Genomic DNA, 13,965 nt, shown 5'->3' with positions numbered 1-13,965 from the left:
CGTCAGCGGCGGGTGTCCGCCTCGTCCTCGTCCTCGTCCTCGTCGTCTCGCGGCCGGAGGCGGCACCAGTTCTGCACGACCATGCCGGCGACGGCGAGCAGCAGCGCGACGACGGCGTGCAGCACGAACGGCAGGATGCGCCCGCGCTGGGAGTCGACGTCGGCGTCGGGCAGCAGGACGAGGGCGTTGGCGAGGTACCAGCCGACGAGCACCGAGCCCGTGAGCGCGCCGGCCTGTCCGAGCACGAGCGTGCGGGCCGCGCGGAGCGGCGTGACGGCGGGGTTGGGCGCGCCGTCGCGGACCTTGCGCACCTGCCAGCCGGCGAGGACCAGCCCGCCGGTCAGGAAGAGCATCGCAGCGGCGCCGACCCAGCCGGGCTCGGGCACGGCGCTGCCGCCGGACATCATCCAGCGCAGCGCGAGCCACGCGACCACGGCCATGGCCAGTCCCGCGAGCACGAGAGTCGTGACGCGGATGCCGGAGTGTGGTCTCACTGCTGCTCCCATCGGGGACCGGGACGCACGCCCGATCGGTCGAGGTCGGCCAGCAGGTCGACCACCGCGCGTATGCCATGGACACCCTCACCGACGCGCAGCGTGGCTCGCGGGTCGGCGTCGAGCCACGGCACGAGCACGAACGCCCGCTCGTGGGCCCGGGGGTGAGGCAGCGTGAGGCGCTTGTCGTCGCTCGTGACCTCGCGGTGGCCGCCGGGGTGGCCATACTGGACGAGGTCGAGGTCGAGCGTCCTTGCGCCCCAACGCACCTCACGCGTGCGACCATGATCGGCCTCGATGCGGTGCAGCTCGGCGAGCAGGTCGGTGGGATGCAGCAGCGAGCGGCCCACGACCACGGCATTGAGGTACTCGGGCTGCTCGGGGCCACCGACGGGGTCGGTGGCCACGATGTCCGACACGCGGGTGAGAGTGAGCCCCGGTAGGGCGGTGAGGGCTGCGATGGCGTCGGTCAGCGTCTGGCCGCGGTCGCCGAGGTTGGTGCCGAGCGCGATGACGACATGGGCGGCGTTGCTGCGCGAGACCTGCACCTGGACGTCCGTGAACGGGTGACCGACCGGCGCTTCTGGCTTGTGCACGACGACCTCGACAGCGTCGACGAGGTCGTAGCGCAGGACGTCGTCGGCGATGACCTCGGCGAGGCGCTCGATGAGGTCGAACGAAGGACCCGTGATGCGGGCGACGACGTCGCTCGCGACCGCGGCGTAGTTGACGGTGGCGGCGAGGGCGTCGGTGCGACCGGCGGGCTCGAGGTCGAGCGTCATCGTGACGTCGACGAAGAAGGTCTGCCCGTCGCGCTTCTCGACGTCCAGCACGCCGTGGGTGCCGCGGGCGGAGACGCCCTGGAGCACGATGCGGTCGGTCATCGGTGAAGGCCCTCTGGGTCTGCAGAGTCGTCTGGTTCGGGGTCGTCGGCAAGGTCGTCGGGGGCGTGCTCGAGCGCGGCCTGGACGACGGTCAACGCGCGCACCGTGGAGGCGACGTCGTGGACGCGGACGCACCACAGCCCCGCCATGGCGGCCATGACCGACGTGGCCGTCGTCTCGACGTCGCGCTCGGCCGCAGGCCGAGGGGGCTCACGCTCGTCGCGTCCCAGCCGTCCGAGGAAGGTCTTGCGCGAGGCACCGAGCAGGATGGGCTGGCCGAGGTCGTGCAGCGCGGGGAGCGCGGCCATGAGGGTCCAGTTGTGGTCGGAGTTCTTGGCGAAGCCGAGACCCGGGTCGAGGACGAGGTGCTCCTCGTCGATGCCCCCTTCGAGGAGGGCGTCGCGCCGCTCCCCCAGCTCGCGCAGGACGTCCTCGACGACGTCGTCATAGACGGCGCGCGACTGCATCCCGGTGCTGTGCCCGCGCCAGTGCATCGCGATGTAGGGCATGCGGTTGGCGGCAACCCACGGGACCATGTCGGGGTCGGCGAGGCCACCCGAGACGTCGTTGACGATGGAGGCGCCGGCGTCGACCGCCGCACGCGCGACCGACGCGCGCATCGTGTCGACGGAGACCACGGCGCCGTCGGCGGCGAGGGCGGTCACGACGGGCACGACCCGGCGCAGCTCCTCCTCGACGGACGGGCGCTCCGCGCCGGGGCGGGTGGACTCGCCACCCACGTCGACGATGTCGGCGCCGGCCGCGAGCACGTCACGTCCGTGCGCGATGGCGGCGTCCTGCTCGAACCACTCCCCACCGTCGGAGAAGGAGTCGGGCGTGACGTTGACGACCCCCATGACGATCGTGCGGTCGCGCACGCCGAGCAGGGAGGTCGCGTCGAGGTCGGGGCGGCGCGCGGTCATGGCCGCCATTGTGTCGCGGTCGGTGGTGCGGGTGTCGGGCCGTCGGTCACTTGTTGCCCTCGAGCATGAGCGCCATGGCCTCTGCTCGAGTGGCCGGGTCGCGCAGCTGGCCGCGCACCGCCGAGGTGATGGTGCTCGCGCCGGGCTTGCGGATGCCGCGCATCGACATGCAGAGGTGCTCCGCCTGGACGACGACGATGACGCCCTGCACGTCGAGGTGCTCGACGAGCGCGTCGGCGATCTGCGTCGTGAGCCGCTCCTGCACCTGCGGGCGCCGGGCGAAGACGTCGACGAGACGCGCGAGCTTGGACAGTCCGGTGACCCGCCCGTCCTTGCTCGGGATGTAGCCGACGTGCGCCACCCCGTGGAAGGGCACGAGGTGGTGCTCGCACGTGCTGTAGAGCTCGATGTCCCGCACGATGACGAGCTCCTGGTGGTCGATCTCGAACGTCGTGCGGAGCACGTCGGCCGCCGTCATGTCGAGGCCGGCGTAGATCTCGGCGAACGACCGGGCCACCCGGCCCGGGGTGTCGAGCAGGCCCTCGCGGTCGGGGTCCTCACCGATGGCGAGGAGCAGCTCCCGGACGGCCGCCTCGGCGCGCGGCTGGTCGATCGACACGCGTCAGCTCTTCTCGGTGGGGTTGACAGGGCGGTCGTCCGGCACCTCGATGACCTGCTCGACGGGGTGCTCCTCGGCGAGGGGGTGCGCGCCGACGGCGGCCGCCTCGTCGATCTTGTCCTCGATGACGCGGTCGGCGGGCACCGGCGGGGGCAGGTGGCCGTTCTGGCCCGAGCCGTTCTGCGCGGCGATCTCGGCCGGCGTCAGGACCGGCGGACGGTCTCCGAGCTGGCGCGTCTGGGACGAGAGCCACGTCGGACGGGACGGCTGCTTGACGACCGGCTTGAAGAGCTCGGCGAGCTCGTGGACGTTGAGCGTCTCCTTCTCGAGCAGCTCGAGGACGAGGTGGTCGAGCAGGTCGCGGTTGGCGTTGATCGCCGCGTACGCCTCGTCGTGGGCCGCGTCGATGAGCGAGCGGACCTCCTCGTCGACGATGCGGGCGACCTCCTCGGAGTAGTCGCGCTGGTGCCCCATGTCGCGGCCGAGGAAGACCTCGCCGGTGCTCTGGCCGAGCTTGATGGCGCCGACCCGCTCGGACATGCCGAACTCGGTGACCATCTTGCGGGCCATGCCGGTCGCCTTCTCGATGTCGTTGCTGGCACCGGTGGTCGGCTCGCGGAAGACGATCTCCTCGGCGACGCGGCCACCGAGGGCGTACGCGAGCTGGTCGAGGATCTCGTTGCGCGTCGTGGAGTACTTGTCGTCGATCGGCATGACCATCGTGTAGCCGAGGGCCCGTCCACGCGGGAGGATCGTCACCTTCGTCACCGGGTCGGTGTGGTTGAGCGACGCGGCGACGAGGGCGTGGCCGCCCTCGTGGTAGGCCGTGATCTTGCGCTCCTTGGCCGACATGATGCGGGTGCGCTTCTGCGGGCCGGCGATGACGCGGTCGATGGCCTCGTCGAGGGCCTCGTTGTCGATGACCTTCTTGTCACCGCGGGCGGTGAGCAGGGCGGCCTCGTTGAGGACGTTGGCGAGGTCGGCGCCGGTGAAGCCGGGCGTGCGGCGGGCGACGGCGAGCAGGTCGACGTCAGCCGTGACGGGCTTGCCCTGGGCGTGCACCTCGAGGATGCGGTGGCGGCCGATCATGTCGGGCGCGTCGACGGCGATCTGGCGGTCGAAGCGGCCCGGCCGCAGCAGAGCCGGGTCGAGGATGTCGGGGCGGTTGGTCGCCGCGATGAGGATGACGTTGGTCTTGACGTCGAAGCCGTCCATCTCGACGAGCAGCTGGTTGAGCGTCTGCTCGCGCTCGTCGTGGCCGCCGCCCATGCCGGCGCCGCGGTGGCGTCCGACGGCGTCGATCTCGTCGACGAAGACGATGGCGGGCGCGTTGGCCTTGGCCTGCTCGAAGAGGTCGCGGACGCGGCTCGCGCCGACACCGACGAACATCTCGACGAAGTCGGAGCCGGAGATCGAGTAGAACGGCACGCCGGCCTCACCCGCGACGGCGCGGGCCAGGAGGGTCTTGCCGGTACCGGGCTGGCCATAGAGCAGCACGCCCTTGGGGATCTTGGCGCCGACGGCGAGGAACTTCGCCGGCTCCTGGAGGAACTCCTTGATCTCCTGGAGCTCCTCGATGGCCTCGTCGCAGCCGGCGACGTCGGCGAAGGTGACCTTCGGGGTGTCCTTGGTGGCGAGCTTGGCGCGCGACTTGCCGAACTGCATGACGCGGTTGCCGCCGCCCTGCATCTGGCCCATGAGGAACCAGAAGAGGCCGAGGATGATGATGATCGGCAGGATCGAGAAGAGCAGCGAGCCGAACCAGCTGGGCTCGTCGATCTGGTCGTCGACGCCCTGTGCCGGCGGCTTGGCGTTGAGGGCCTCGACGACGTCGGTGCCGCGGGCGTCGACGTAGTAGGCGTAGACCGACTTCGCGTCCTTCACCGTGCCGTCGGGCGAGGTGTAGGGGGTCTTGAGGGTCAGCTCCATGCGCTCGTTGTTGAGCAGCTTGGCCGACTCGACGTTGCCGTCGGTGATCTGCTTCATGGCAGCCGAGGTGTCGATCCGGGGCGGCCCGGACTCGGAGAACATCATGCCGAAGACGAGCGCGCTGATGAGGACCAAGATCCACAACAGTGGTGTGCGCAGAATCCGCTTAGCGTCCATGTACGTGCGGGGCCTGTGGGGCCCCGGTCCTCCTGCTCGTCCGGTGAGTTTGTCCACCGGCACAACGTCCGGCGGACTACCAGTGTTCCGCATGCGGCGGGCCGGTGACGAACCAGCCCACGCAGGGTTGGACGGTCCCGTCCGCGGGCGGGCGCCGCTCGCGTATGCCGTGTGCCGTGCTCCCGGCCCAAAACCGGTTGCCGCACGCTCCTCCGCCTTGCTGCACTGGAGCGGTCGACGGTCCCGTCGACGTCAGGCACGGCCGAGGAGAGAGGCACCGGGATGCGCCGCAGCTTCATGTCACCCGAGCAGGTCACCCACACCTACGCACAGGACATGGAGCACCTTGGACACCCCACCCACCCCACCCGTGCGTCCCGGACGCACCCTCGGCCTCGGGATCCTCGCCCACGTTGACGCGGGCAAGACGAGCCTGACCGAACGTCTGCTCCTGCACGCCGGAGTCATCACCGAGCTCGGCAGCGTCGACGACGGCAGCACGCAGACCGACACCCTCGCGCTCGAGCGCGCCCGCGGGATCACGATCAAGGCCGCCGTCGTCTCCTTCGAGCTCGGCGGCCCCGACGACCCCGTCACGGTCAACCTCGTCGACACCCCGGGCCACTCGGACTTCATCGCGGAGGTCGAGCGCTCGCTGGCGGTGCTCGACGGAGCCGTGCTCGTCGTCTCCGCCGTGGAGGGCGTGCAGGCCCAGACCCGCGTGCTCATGCGGGCCCTGCAGCGGCTGAGCATCCCGACGGTGCTCTTCGTCAACAAGGTCGACCGCTCCGGCGCCCGCACCGACGCGGTCCTGCAGGAGGTCGTCGACCGTCTCGGCGTCACGCCGGTGCCACTCGTCCGGGTCGTCGACGAGGGCACGCGCGGCGCCGCCGTCGTCCCGGACGCCCTCATGGCCCTGAGCCTAGCGGCGCGGCGCCCGGCCGAGCGCGAGGGCGCGGACCGGGCCACCGCAGCTGCCCGCGAGCGAGTCGTCGAGGCGTTGAGCCGGGCGGACGACCGCCTGCTCGCGGACTGGCTCGACGCCCCGCACCGGGTCGACGGCTCTCGGCTGCGAGCAGCCCTCGGTGAGCAGACGGGCCGAGGTCTCGTGTGCCCCGTCCTCCTCGGCTCGGCGATGACGGGGGCCGGCGTCGAGGAACTCGCCCTGGCCCTGCCGGACCTGCTGCCGGCGCGGACACCCGACCCCGAGGCGCCGCTCGCGGCCACCGTCTTCGCGGTCCAGCGCGGCGGCGCCGGTGAGAAGGTGGCCCTCGTCAGCGTCACGTCGGGCTGCCTGGCGGTGCGCGACCGGGTGCTCGTCCACGACGGTCGCACCGTCGGGACCATGGCATCGGACCCGGGCACACGGCATACGCCCTCGGTCTCCGGCGACGACGTGCGGTGCCGCGAGGAGCGGGTCACCGGGCTCTCGGTGCACGCTCGCGGCGGGGTGCAGCGCGTCGCGCGGGTACCTGCGGGGCGCATCGCGCGGGTCGTCGGGCTCGAGCGGGCCCGGATCGGCGACCTCGTCGGCGATGCCGCCCTCGCGCGGCCGCTCGTCCACGAGTTCTCGCCGCCGACGCTCGAGACGGTCGTCGAGGCGTGCGACCCCGCCGAGCGCGCGACCCTGCACACGGCGCTGACCCGGCTGGCGGAGCAGGACCCGCTCATCGACCTGCGGCACGACGAGGTGCGCGGCGAGACCCACCTGTCGCTCTACGGCGAGGTGCAGAAGGAGGTCATCGGCGCGACGCTCGAGGCGGAGTACGCCGTGGCGGCGCGGTTCAGCACGACGACGGTCATCTGTCGCGAGCGGGTCACCGGTTCGGGGGGCGCGTTCGAGGTCATCGACGTGGCGCCGAACCCGTTCCTCGCGACGGTCGGTCTGCGCGTCGACCCCGGCCCTCCGGGCAGCGGCGTCTGCTTCGCCCTCGGGGTCGAGCTCGGCTCGATGCCGGCGTCGTTCTTCACCGCCGTCGAGGACACCGTCCGGGCGACGCTCGGACAGGGGCTGCACGGGTGGCCGGTCACCGACTGCGTCGTCACGATGACGCACTCGGGCTACTGGCCACGGCAGAGCCACATGCACCAGAAGTTCGACAAGTCGATGTCGAGCACGGCCGGCGACTTCCGTGCCCTGACGCCGCTCGTGCTCATGKAGGCGCTGCGCCTCGCGGGCACGGCGGTCGAGGAACCGGCGCACCGGTTCGATCTCGAGGTGCCGAGCGACGTGCTCGGTGCGGCGCTCTCGATGCTCGGCCACGTGCGGGCGACCCCACGCGAGACGGCCGTGCTCGGCCCGGTGACGCGGCTGCGGGGCGAGGTGCCGGCCGGGCGGCTGCACGAGCTGCAGCAGCGGGTGCCCGGCCTCACGAGCGGGCTGGGCGACCTCGTGACGGCGTTCGACGGCTACCGGCCCGTCGTCGGACCGGCGCCGACCCGGTCACGCACCGACCTCGACCCGCTCCACCGTCGGGAGTACCTCCTCCGCCTCGCCGGCAAGCTCTGAGCCCCCGAACACCGCCTCCCGACGGTTCGGGGGCACGGCGCGCGGCTGGTCGACACCCCACCCACCAGGCCGCCGGTTCGGGGGCCGCGGCGCGCGGGGTGGTGGGTCAGTCGGTGGCGGCGCGGAGGGCCTCGAGGACCCGGCCGTCGATGCCGTCGGGGCTCAGGCGCGCCTCGTAGTTCGCGTTGCCCGCCCAGTCGGCGAGAGCCGTCGCGACGTCGGCCTCGCTGAACCCGGCCTGCGCCAGCCTTCCGCGCACCTCGTCGGCGAGCTCGCCCTCGAGCGGCGCGACGTCCTCGGGCTTGCCGAAGTACATCTCCCAGTCGGAGAGCAGGCGCCCGAGCTCGGTCACCGGGTCGGCGTGGTCGTCGACGCGCAGGTCGGCGAGCACCCCGCACGCGTCGTAGCCGGAACCCGGCTCGACGGCGTACATGGCTGCGCTCTGGCGTCCGCGGGAGTCGCCACCGGCGGCGTCGCCGGCCACGAGGGCGGCGAGCAGACGCCGGGCGAGCGGCTGCCCTGCCGTCTCGTGCCAGGCGCGCTCCATCTCCTCGACGACCTCGGGCCCGGTGAGGATGTTGCCCTGGATGGCGTATGCCGTGTGGCCGTCATCGCGGGCGACGCCGCCCGCCCAGTCGTTGCACTCCGAGCCCGTGAAGGTCGCGGCCGAGGCGAGCCCGACGACGCCCACCTGGCGGGTCTCGCGACCCTCGTCGAGCGCGGTCGCGGCCGCAAGCGCCTCGTCCGCGGGCTCGCCGGCAGCGAGGCGGCCGAGGAGCTCGTCGAGGTAGGCGACCCGGGCGAAGGACTGCGTCGCGACCGCGCCCACGCCGAGACGGGCGGCCGGGACGACCGCCCCGACCGCGAGGAACTTGCTCGCGACGGCGATGCCGTGGGCGTCACCCTGGCGGGCGACGATGGAGAAGGTCACCGGAGGCCGCCGCGGTCAGGCGTAGACGTGCGGGGCGAGGGTGCCGACACAACGCAGGTTGCGGTACTTCTCGGCGTAGTCGAGGCCGTAGCCGACGACGAACTCGTTGGGGATGTCGAACCCGACGTACTTGACCGGGATGTCGACCTTGACGACGTCGGGCTTGCGCAGCAGCGTGCAGATCTCGACCGAGGCGGGCTTGCGCGACTCGAGGTTGGACTTGATCCACGAGAGCGTCAGGCCGGAGTCGATGATGTCCTCGACGATGAGCACGTGGCGGCCGCTGATGTCGGTGTCGAGGTCCTTGAGGATGCGCACGACGCCCGAGGACTTCGTGCCGGAGCCGTAGGACGAGACCGCCATCCAGTCCATCGGTGCGGTGCCGGGCAGGGCGCGCATGAGGTCGGCCATGACGACGACGGCGCCCTTGAGGACGCCGACGAGGAGGAACTCCTTGCCCTCGTAGTCCCTCCAGATGTCGGCGGCGAGCTCGGAGAGGCGGGTCTGGATCTGCTCCTCGGTGAGCAGGACCTTGGCCAGGTCATCTCCCATGTGCTCGTGGTCCACGAAGGCTCCTCAGTGCGTTGCGGGGGGTGGTGCAGGGTCGTGCGGGGCGGGTCCATTCAACCGCACTCAGCCGGGTGCCGTCCCCGCCGGGATGCGGCCGGGCCCGCTCAGCCGAGCAGCCGCCCGAGCCACGCCTTTGAGCGGTCGTATGCCGTCGGTCCCGTGACGATGAAACCGCGGGTTCGGGCGCCACGGCCCCGAAACCAGCGGGGCCGTCGCGGCCAGCCGGCTCAGGCGTTGGCGGTCTGTCGCAGCGGGCTGAAGACGATGGCACCACCGGTGCGCGCGACGGCGATGCCGCCGGGCACGTGGAGCGGGCCCTGTCCGTGCCACGACGTGAGGAGCGCGTCGAGCGACTCGACATGGGCGGCGCTGACGTCGGCGAGCGGTGCGCCGGCCTCGGCGGCGAGGATCCGCCAGACACGCGTGCGGATCGCCCGCGGCAGGGCCGCGAGCGCGTCGAGGTCGACGCCCTCACCGCCAGGACCGCCGGGCAGGTCGGCCCGGGCCCGGACGGCCAGGCTCTCGAGGTAGTCGGCGTCCTCGCGCAGCAGGTCGGCACTGCGGGCGAGGGCTGCCCCGAAGCCGGGGCCGAGGTCGGACTCGAGGGTGGCGAGCAGCCGGCGGGCGCGGACCCGACGGAACGAGTCGTCGCTGTTGTGCGGGTCGTCCCACGGGTCGATGCCGTAGGCCGCGCAGGCGGCCAGCGTCGTGGCGCGCGGCAGGCCGAGGAGGGGACGGACGAAGCGGTCGCGGCGCACCGGCATACCGCTCAGCGACCGCGCTCCCGACCCGCGGGACAGGCCGAGGAGCACCTGCTCCGCCTGGTCGTCGCGGGTGTGGCCGATGAGCACCATGGACGCGCCGACGCGGTCGGCCGCACCCTCGATGGCGGCGTAGCGGGCCGACCGGGCGTCGGCCTCGAGGCCGGCGCCGCTCGTGCGCACGTCGGCGCGCACGACCTCGACGGGGTCGAGACCGATCTCGCGGCACAGGGCTGCCGCGTCCTCGGCGACCTGGGCCGAACGGTCCTGGAGGCCGTGGTCGACGACGACGGCACCGGCACGCACACCGGAGCGCGGGGCCTCGAAGGCGAGGGCGGCGGCGAGCGCCACGGAGTCGGGGCCGCCCGAGCACGCGACGAGGACGACACCGCCCTCGGGCACGTCGGCAAGGTGCTCACGCACCGCGAGCCGGGTGGCGGCGACGGCGGGGTCAGGACCGGGCATGTCTGCGGGACCTCGCATCGCTCACCCGTGGACCCGACGCACCCAGGCGCCCGGATCGAGGATCTCGGCGGCCCGGGGCAACGTCTCCGGGGAGGACCACACGGCGTTGAAGCCGTCGCGGCCCACCTGGTCGGTGACGGCCCGGACGAAGACGGCGCCGTCGCGGTACTGACGCATCTTGGCCTCGAGACCGAGGAGCTTGCGCAGCAGGCGGTCGATGCCGACCGAGCTGCTGCGGCGCTCGTCGAACTTGCGGCGGATCTCGCCGACGCTCGGGATGACCTGGGGACCGACGGCGTCCATGACGACGTCGGCATGGCCCTCGAGCAGCGACATGACGGCGGTGAGCTCGGCGATCTGGGCCTTCTGCTCCGGGGTCGCGAAGAGCTGGCCGATGCCCTCGCCGGAGCTGAACACCTCGGGGAGGTTCTTCGTCAGCTGCTCGAACCGCTTGGAGAGGTCCTCGGGGGTCGGCGCGAGGTCGACGGCGAGCGCCTGGGTGCGGGCCACCATGTGGTCGCGCAGCCACGGCACCGCGGTGAACTGCACCCGGTGCGTCTCCTCGTGCATGGCGACCCAGCGGCGGAAGTCGGTCGGGTCGACCTCGAGGCGGCGCTCGGTGGCGACGATGTTCGGGGCGACGAGGAGGAGCCGGGGCGTGCCGCCGGGTGCGAGGTCGTACTGCCCGAGCACCTTGCTCGACAGGAAGGCGAGCAGCCCGCCCATCTCGGCGCCGGTGACCTTGCCGCCGATCGCCGCGGCGGTGGCGTTCGTCGACGACTTCTTCGTCGCGTTCAGCTTGTCGACGACCGGGTCGAGCATCGACTTGAACGAGTCGACGTTGGCGCTGATCCAGCCCGCACGGTCGACGACGAGGGGCGCCGGCGCGTCGGCGGGCGCGGTCAGCGCGCTCGTCTCGGCGACCGGAGCCACGGCGGACGCGGCAGCTGCACGCAGGTCGGCGACGATCGCCGCGGCCTCGTCGCTCGAGACCTGGGGGCCCGGGTTGACGATCGCCCGACCGGTCCGCTTCGCGAACTCGTAGTCGACGAACGCGGCCGGCGCACCACCCCTCGAGCCATCGGGACGTCCGGCGTCCACGGGAGTCGGGAGGGTCGTGTCGGTCATGCCAGCCCTTTCGGTGCCGTGACGGTGTCGACGTCGCTCGAGGTGTCTGGGAAGCCCAGCCGGCAACACGGAGAGGTCACGACCACCGTCGCTCACCAGGACCCCGAGCGGCCCACCGGCCCGTCAGCGGCACCCGCACGAGGCGATCGCCGCTACAAAACGGTCCAACGCCGCTCGCGCGTCGTTGGTTCCCACTCCGGCGACCATACCCACGAAGACGAGGAGCCGACCGTCGTCGTCGACGACGCTCCCGGCGAGGGCGTTGGCCCCGGTCAGGGTGCCCGTCTTGGCCCGGGCGCGTCCTGCGGCGTCGTGCTGGGCGCCGGTGAACCGGTCCGCCAGGGTGCCGGTCAGGCCACCGATCGGGAGTCCGTCGAGGGCTCGCCGCAGCACGGCGTGCTTCCCGTCGTAGCCGAGCACGAGCACGTCGGACAGGAGCGAGGCGGGGACCCGGTTCTCGCGGGAGAGGCCGCTCGCGTCGGAGAGGGTCACGCCGGCCGTGTCGAGGCCGAGCGCGGCCACCTGCGACACGACCCACGCGCCGACCTCGGCGAAGTCGGTGCCGGCGCCGGAGCGGTAGGCCGCCTGGCGGGAGAGGATCTCGGTCAGCGCGTTGTCGCTGTCGGTGAGGGCGAGGGCCAGCTGCTCGCGCACGGGCGCGGACTCGACGCTGCCGAGGACCGCTCCCGGGCCGCTCGCGGGCGCGGTCGGCGTCACGGCCGCGGTCGTCGGGGCCTGCGCGCCGTCGGGCGTCGCCCCCTCGGACGGTGTGGCCCCGTCGGACGGGGTGGCCCCGTCGGACGGCGTCGTCCCGTCGGACGGTGTGGCGGACGCTCCACCGTCGGCAGCCGGCGTCGGCATCGGCGACCCGGGGACGCCGGGTGCCTGACCTCGCGCGGCCAGCCTCACGTCGATCCCGCGCCCCTCCAGCTGCCGGGCGAAGGCCGACCGGACGGCGGCGACGGGGTCGGCCGGGCCGGGCGCCCCACCATGGGCGCGCTGGCTCGACAGCCCGAGCATCGCGACCGCGCCGGTGATGCCCGAGCTGCGGAAGGTCGACGCCCACGTCGGCGCCGTCGTCGGCCCGGCGGCATACGTCTCGTCGACGTAGAGGGTGACGCTGGTGGTGCCGCTGCCCTTGAGGGCCGTGGCCACCTGCTCGGCCAGGTCGCGCAGTCCGGCTCGGCCGGCGACCGCGTCGGGGTCGCCCGTGCCGGGGTTGAGCAGGGAGTCGCCGCCCGCCACGAGGACGATCTCGTCGGGCGTGTCCCCCTCGCGCACGACGGTGCGCAGCGTCTCGTCGGGTGCGAAGGTCTGGCCGATCGCCGCGGCGGAGAGCAGCTTGGTCGTCGAGGCCGGGATGCGCAGCTCGTCGCCGCCCTGGTCGAGCAGCACGTCGCCGGTCTGCCCGTCACGGACGACGAGGGCCGAGTCGCCCAGCGCCGGGAGCGCACGCACCGACGCGAGCGCCTGCTCGATGCCGGCGGCCGACGGGGCGGCGGTGTCGCCGGCGAGCGAGGGCAGGGGCGGCGCGACCGAGGTCGACATTGTCGGCTGCGGGACCGAGGGCAGCGTCCGCGTCGCGACCGTCTCGGTGGGCGGGGGCGGCGGCAGCGGCCGCACCGTCAGCGCACCGGGCGCGGCGTCGGCGACGTCGAGGACGGCATACCCCAGCAGGATCGCGACGACCGACCACACCGCGGCCATGCCGTAGGTCAGGCGGGGACCGCGCCGCGCCGGCTGCGTCTCGTGCGCCACGTCGCGTCACCCCCTGTCCGTCGTCCGTCGCTGTTTCGCGCAAGGACCGCCCTTGCTGACACACTGTCGCGGACGATTCTGTCAGCCGCCGACGGGTGCTCCGGCACCCGAGCCGCACCCGAGACAGCACCCGAAGACCGTGAAGAAGGGGAAGACGTGGAGTTCGACGTCACCATCGAGATCCCGCGCGGACAGCGCAACAAGTACGAGGTCGACCACGAGACCGGTCGGATCCGCCTCGACCGCTACCTCTTCACGCCGATGGCCTACCCCGCCGACTACGGCTACATCGAGGACTCGCTCGGTGAGGACGGCGACCCCCTGGACGCGCTCGTGCTGCTGCCCGAGCCGGTCTTCCCCGGCGTCGTCGTCGAGGCGCGCCCGATCGGTGTCTTCCACATGACCGACGAGGCCGGCGGTGACGACAAGGTGCTCTGCGTGCCCGTCGACCCGCGCACCGCCGACGTCCAGGACATCTCTGACGTCAGCACGTTCACCCTCGACGAGATCCAGCACTTCTTCGAGCGCTACAAGGACCTCGAGCCCGGCAAGCACGTCGAGGGATCCGACTGGGGCAACCGCGAGGCCGCCGAGAAGATCATCGGCGAGGCCTTCGACCGCGCCAAGGAGCAGGGCACCTCGACCGCCCGCTGGGCGATGCCGCAGGGGCACTGAGCCTCCCGCAACACCTGCCCACACGCGTTCGTATGCCGTGTGCCTGACCCCCGCCGCCGTCCCGGTCGCGGGGGTCAGCCGTCTCCGGCGGCGGGTGCGGCACCAGGGCGGGCCTGCACGTGAAATGCGCGTCGGACCGGCG

At 72.8% G+C, this 13,965-nt stretch carries 12 protein-coding genes; 2 read left to right on the top strand and 10 right to left on the bottom strand.

Annotation, left to right across the window (positions count from 1 at the left end):
• Positions 1-2 precede the first annotated feature (2 nt).
• From AB4Y83_RS12525 to ftsH, 5 genes are read right to left on the bottom strand one after another with little or no spacing between them, the layout of a single operon-like run.
• Complete coding sequence (locus AB4Y83_RS12525) at positions 3-494, bottom strand: DUF3180 domain-containing protein (protein WP_442297071.1); 492 nt, start codon at positions 492-494, stop codon at positions 3-5.
• The gene (gene folK, locus AB4Y83_RS12520; protein ID WP_442297070.1) at positions 491-1,378 is read right to left on the bottom strand and encodes a 2-amino-4-hydroxy-6-hydroxymethyldihydropteridine diphosphokinase; all 888 of its coding nucleotides are present in this window, start codon (positions 1,376-1,378) and stop codon (positions 491-493) included. Before folK ends, AB4Y83_RS12525 begins: the two co-directional genes overlap by 4 nt.
• Complete coding sequence (gene folP, locus AB4Y83_RS12515) at positions 1,375-2,301, bottom strand: dihydropteroate synthase (protein ID WP_442297069.1); 927 nt, start codon at positions 2,299-2,301, stop codon at positions 1,375-1,377. The genes folK and folP overlap by 4 nt, the downstream gene beginning before the upstream one ends.
• Before the next feature lie 46 nt (positions 2,302-2,347).
• Entirely contained in the window at positions 2,348-2,920 is a 573-nt protein-coding gene (folE, locus tag AB4Y83_RS12510) for a GTP cyclohydrolase I FolE (RefSeq protein ID WP_056773646.1), read from the bottom strand.
• Positions 2,921-2,923: 3 nt separating this feature from the next.
• Positions 2,924-5,026 carry an ATP-dependent zinc metalloprotease FtsH gene (gene ftsH, locus AB4Y83_RS12505; protein ID WP_442297068.1) on the bottom strand — a complete coding sequence of 701 codons (2,103 nt, stop codon included), beginning with the start codon at positions 5,024-5,026 and terminating at the stop codon, positions 2,924-2,926.
• Between the two features lie 346 nt (positions 5,027-5,372).
• Here ftsH and AB4Y83_RS12500 point away from each other — a divergent pair, with 346 nt between their 5' ends.
• On the top strand, positions 5,373-7,535 hold the full coding sequence (locus AB4Y83_RS12500) for a GTP-binding protein (protein WP_442297067.1): 2,163 nt from the start codon (positions 5,373-5,375) through the stop codon (positions 7,533-7,535).
• A gap of 106 nt (positions 7,536-7,641) precedes the next feature.
• Here AB4Y83_RS12500 and AB4Y83_RS12495 read toward each other — a convergent pair whose 3' ends face one another.
• The 5 genes from AB4Y83_RS12495 to AB4Y83_RS12475 form a co-directional block, all read right to left on the bottom strand.
• Positions 7,642-8,466, bottom strand: coding sequence for a DUF1028 domain-containing protein (locus AB4Y83_RS12495; RefSeq protein ID WP_442276891.1), 825 nt, complete (start codon positions 8,464-8,466; stop codon positions 7,642-7,644).
• Between the two features lie 15 nt (positions 8,467-8,481).
• On the bottom strand, positions 8,482-9,033 hold the full coding sequence (hpt, locus tag AB4Y83_RS12490; protein ID WP_020145118.1) for a hypoxanthine phosphoribosyltransferase: 552 nt from the start codon (positions 9,031-9,033) through the stop codon (positions 8,482-8,484).
• Positions 9,034-9,263: 230 nt separating this feature from the next.
• Positions 9,264-10,262 (bottom strand): tRNA lysidine(34) synthetase TilS, encoded by a 999-nt coding sequence (gene tilS / locus AB4Y83_RS12485; protein ID WP_056773658.1) that lies wholly within the window; start codon positions 10,260-10,262, stop codon positions 9,264-9,266.
• 21 nt (positions 10,263-10,283) lie between these two features.
• Positions 10,284-11,390, bottom strand: coding sequence for a zinc-dependent metalloprotease (locus AB4Y83_RS12480; protein ID WP_442297066.1), 1,107 nt, complete (start codon positions 11,388-11,390; stop codon positions 10,284-10,286).
• Between the two features lie 123 nt (positions 11,391-11,513).
• Positions 11,514-13,148: a D-alanyl-D-alanine carboxypeptidase/D-alanyl-D-alanine-endopeptidase gene (locus tag AB4Y83_RS12475; RefSeq protein ID WP_442297065.1), complete on the bottom strand. Its 1,635-nt coding sequence runs from the start codon at positions 13,146-13,148 to the stop codon at positions 11,514-11,516.
• Positions 13,149-13,304: 156 nt separating this feature from the next.
• Between AB4Y83_RS12475 and AB4Y83_RS12470 the strand changes: the two genes are divergently transcribed.
• The gene (locus tag AB4Y83_RS12470) at positions 13,305-13,823 is read left to right on the top strand and encodes an inorganic diphosphatase (RefSeq protein WP_020145122.1); all 519 of its coding nucleotides are present in this window, start codon (positions 13,305-13,307) and stop codon (positions 13,821-13,823) included.
• The last annotated feature ends 142 nt before the right edge of the window (positions 13,824-13,965 follow it).

This window comes from Terrabacter sp. RAF57, assembly GCF_052113925.1.
GTDB lineage: Bacteria > Actinomycetota > Actinomycetes > Actinomycetales > Dermatophilaceae > Terrabacter.
This window is presented reverse-complemented; position numbering and strand designations above follow the sequence as displayed.

Bases quoted from the DNA above. Each gene is read 5' to 3' on its own strand.
- tilS (WP_056773658.1), bottom strand. From the start codon at position 10,262: ATGCCCGGTCCTGACCCCGCCGTCGCCGCCACCCGGCTCGCGGTGCGT.
- folP (WP_442297069.1), bottom strand. From the start codon at position 2,301: ATGACCGCGCGCCGCCCCGACCTCGACGCGACCTCCCTGCTCGGCGTG.
- folK (WP_442297070.1), bottom strand. From the start codon at position 1,378: ATGACCGACCGCATCGTGCTCCAGGGCGTCTCCGCCCGCGGCACCCAC.
- AB4Y83_RS12480 (WP_442297066.1), bottom strand. From the start codon at position 11,390: ATGACCGACACGACCCTCCCGACTCCCGTGGACGCCGGACGTCCCGAT.
- ftsH (WP_442297068.1), bottom strand. From the start codon at position 5,026: ATGGACGCTAAGCGGATTCTGCGCACACCACTGTTGTGGATCTTGGTC.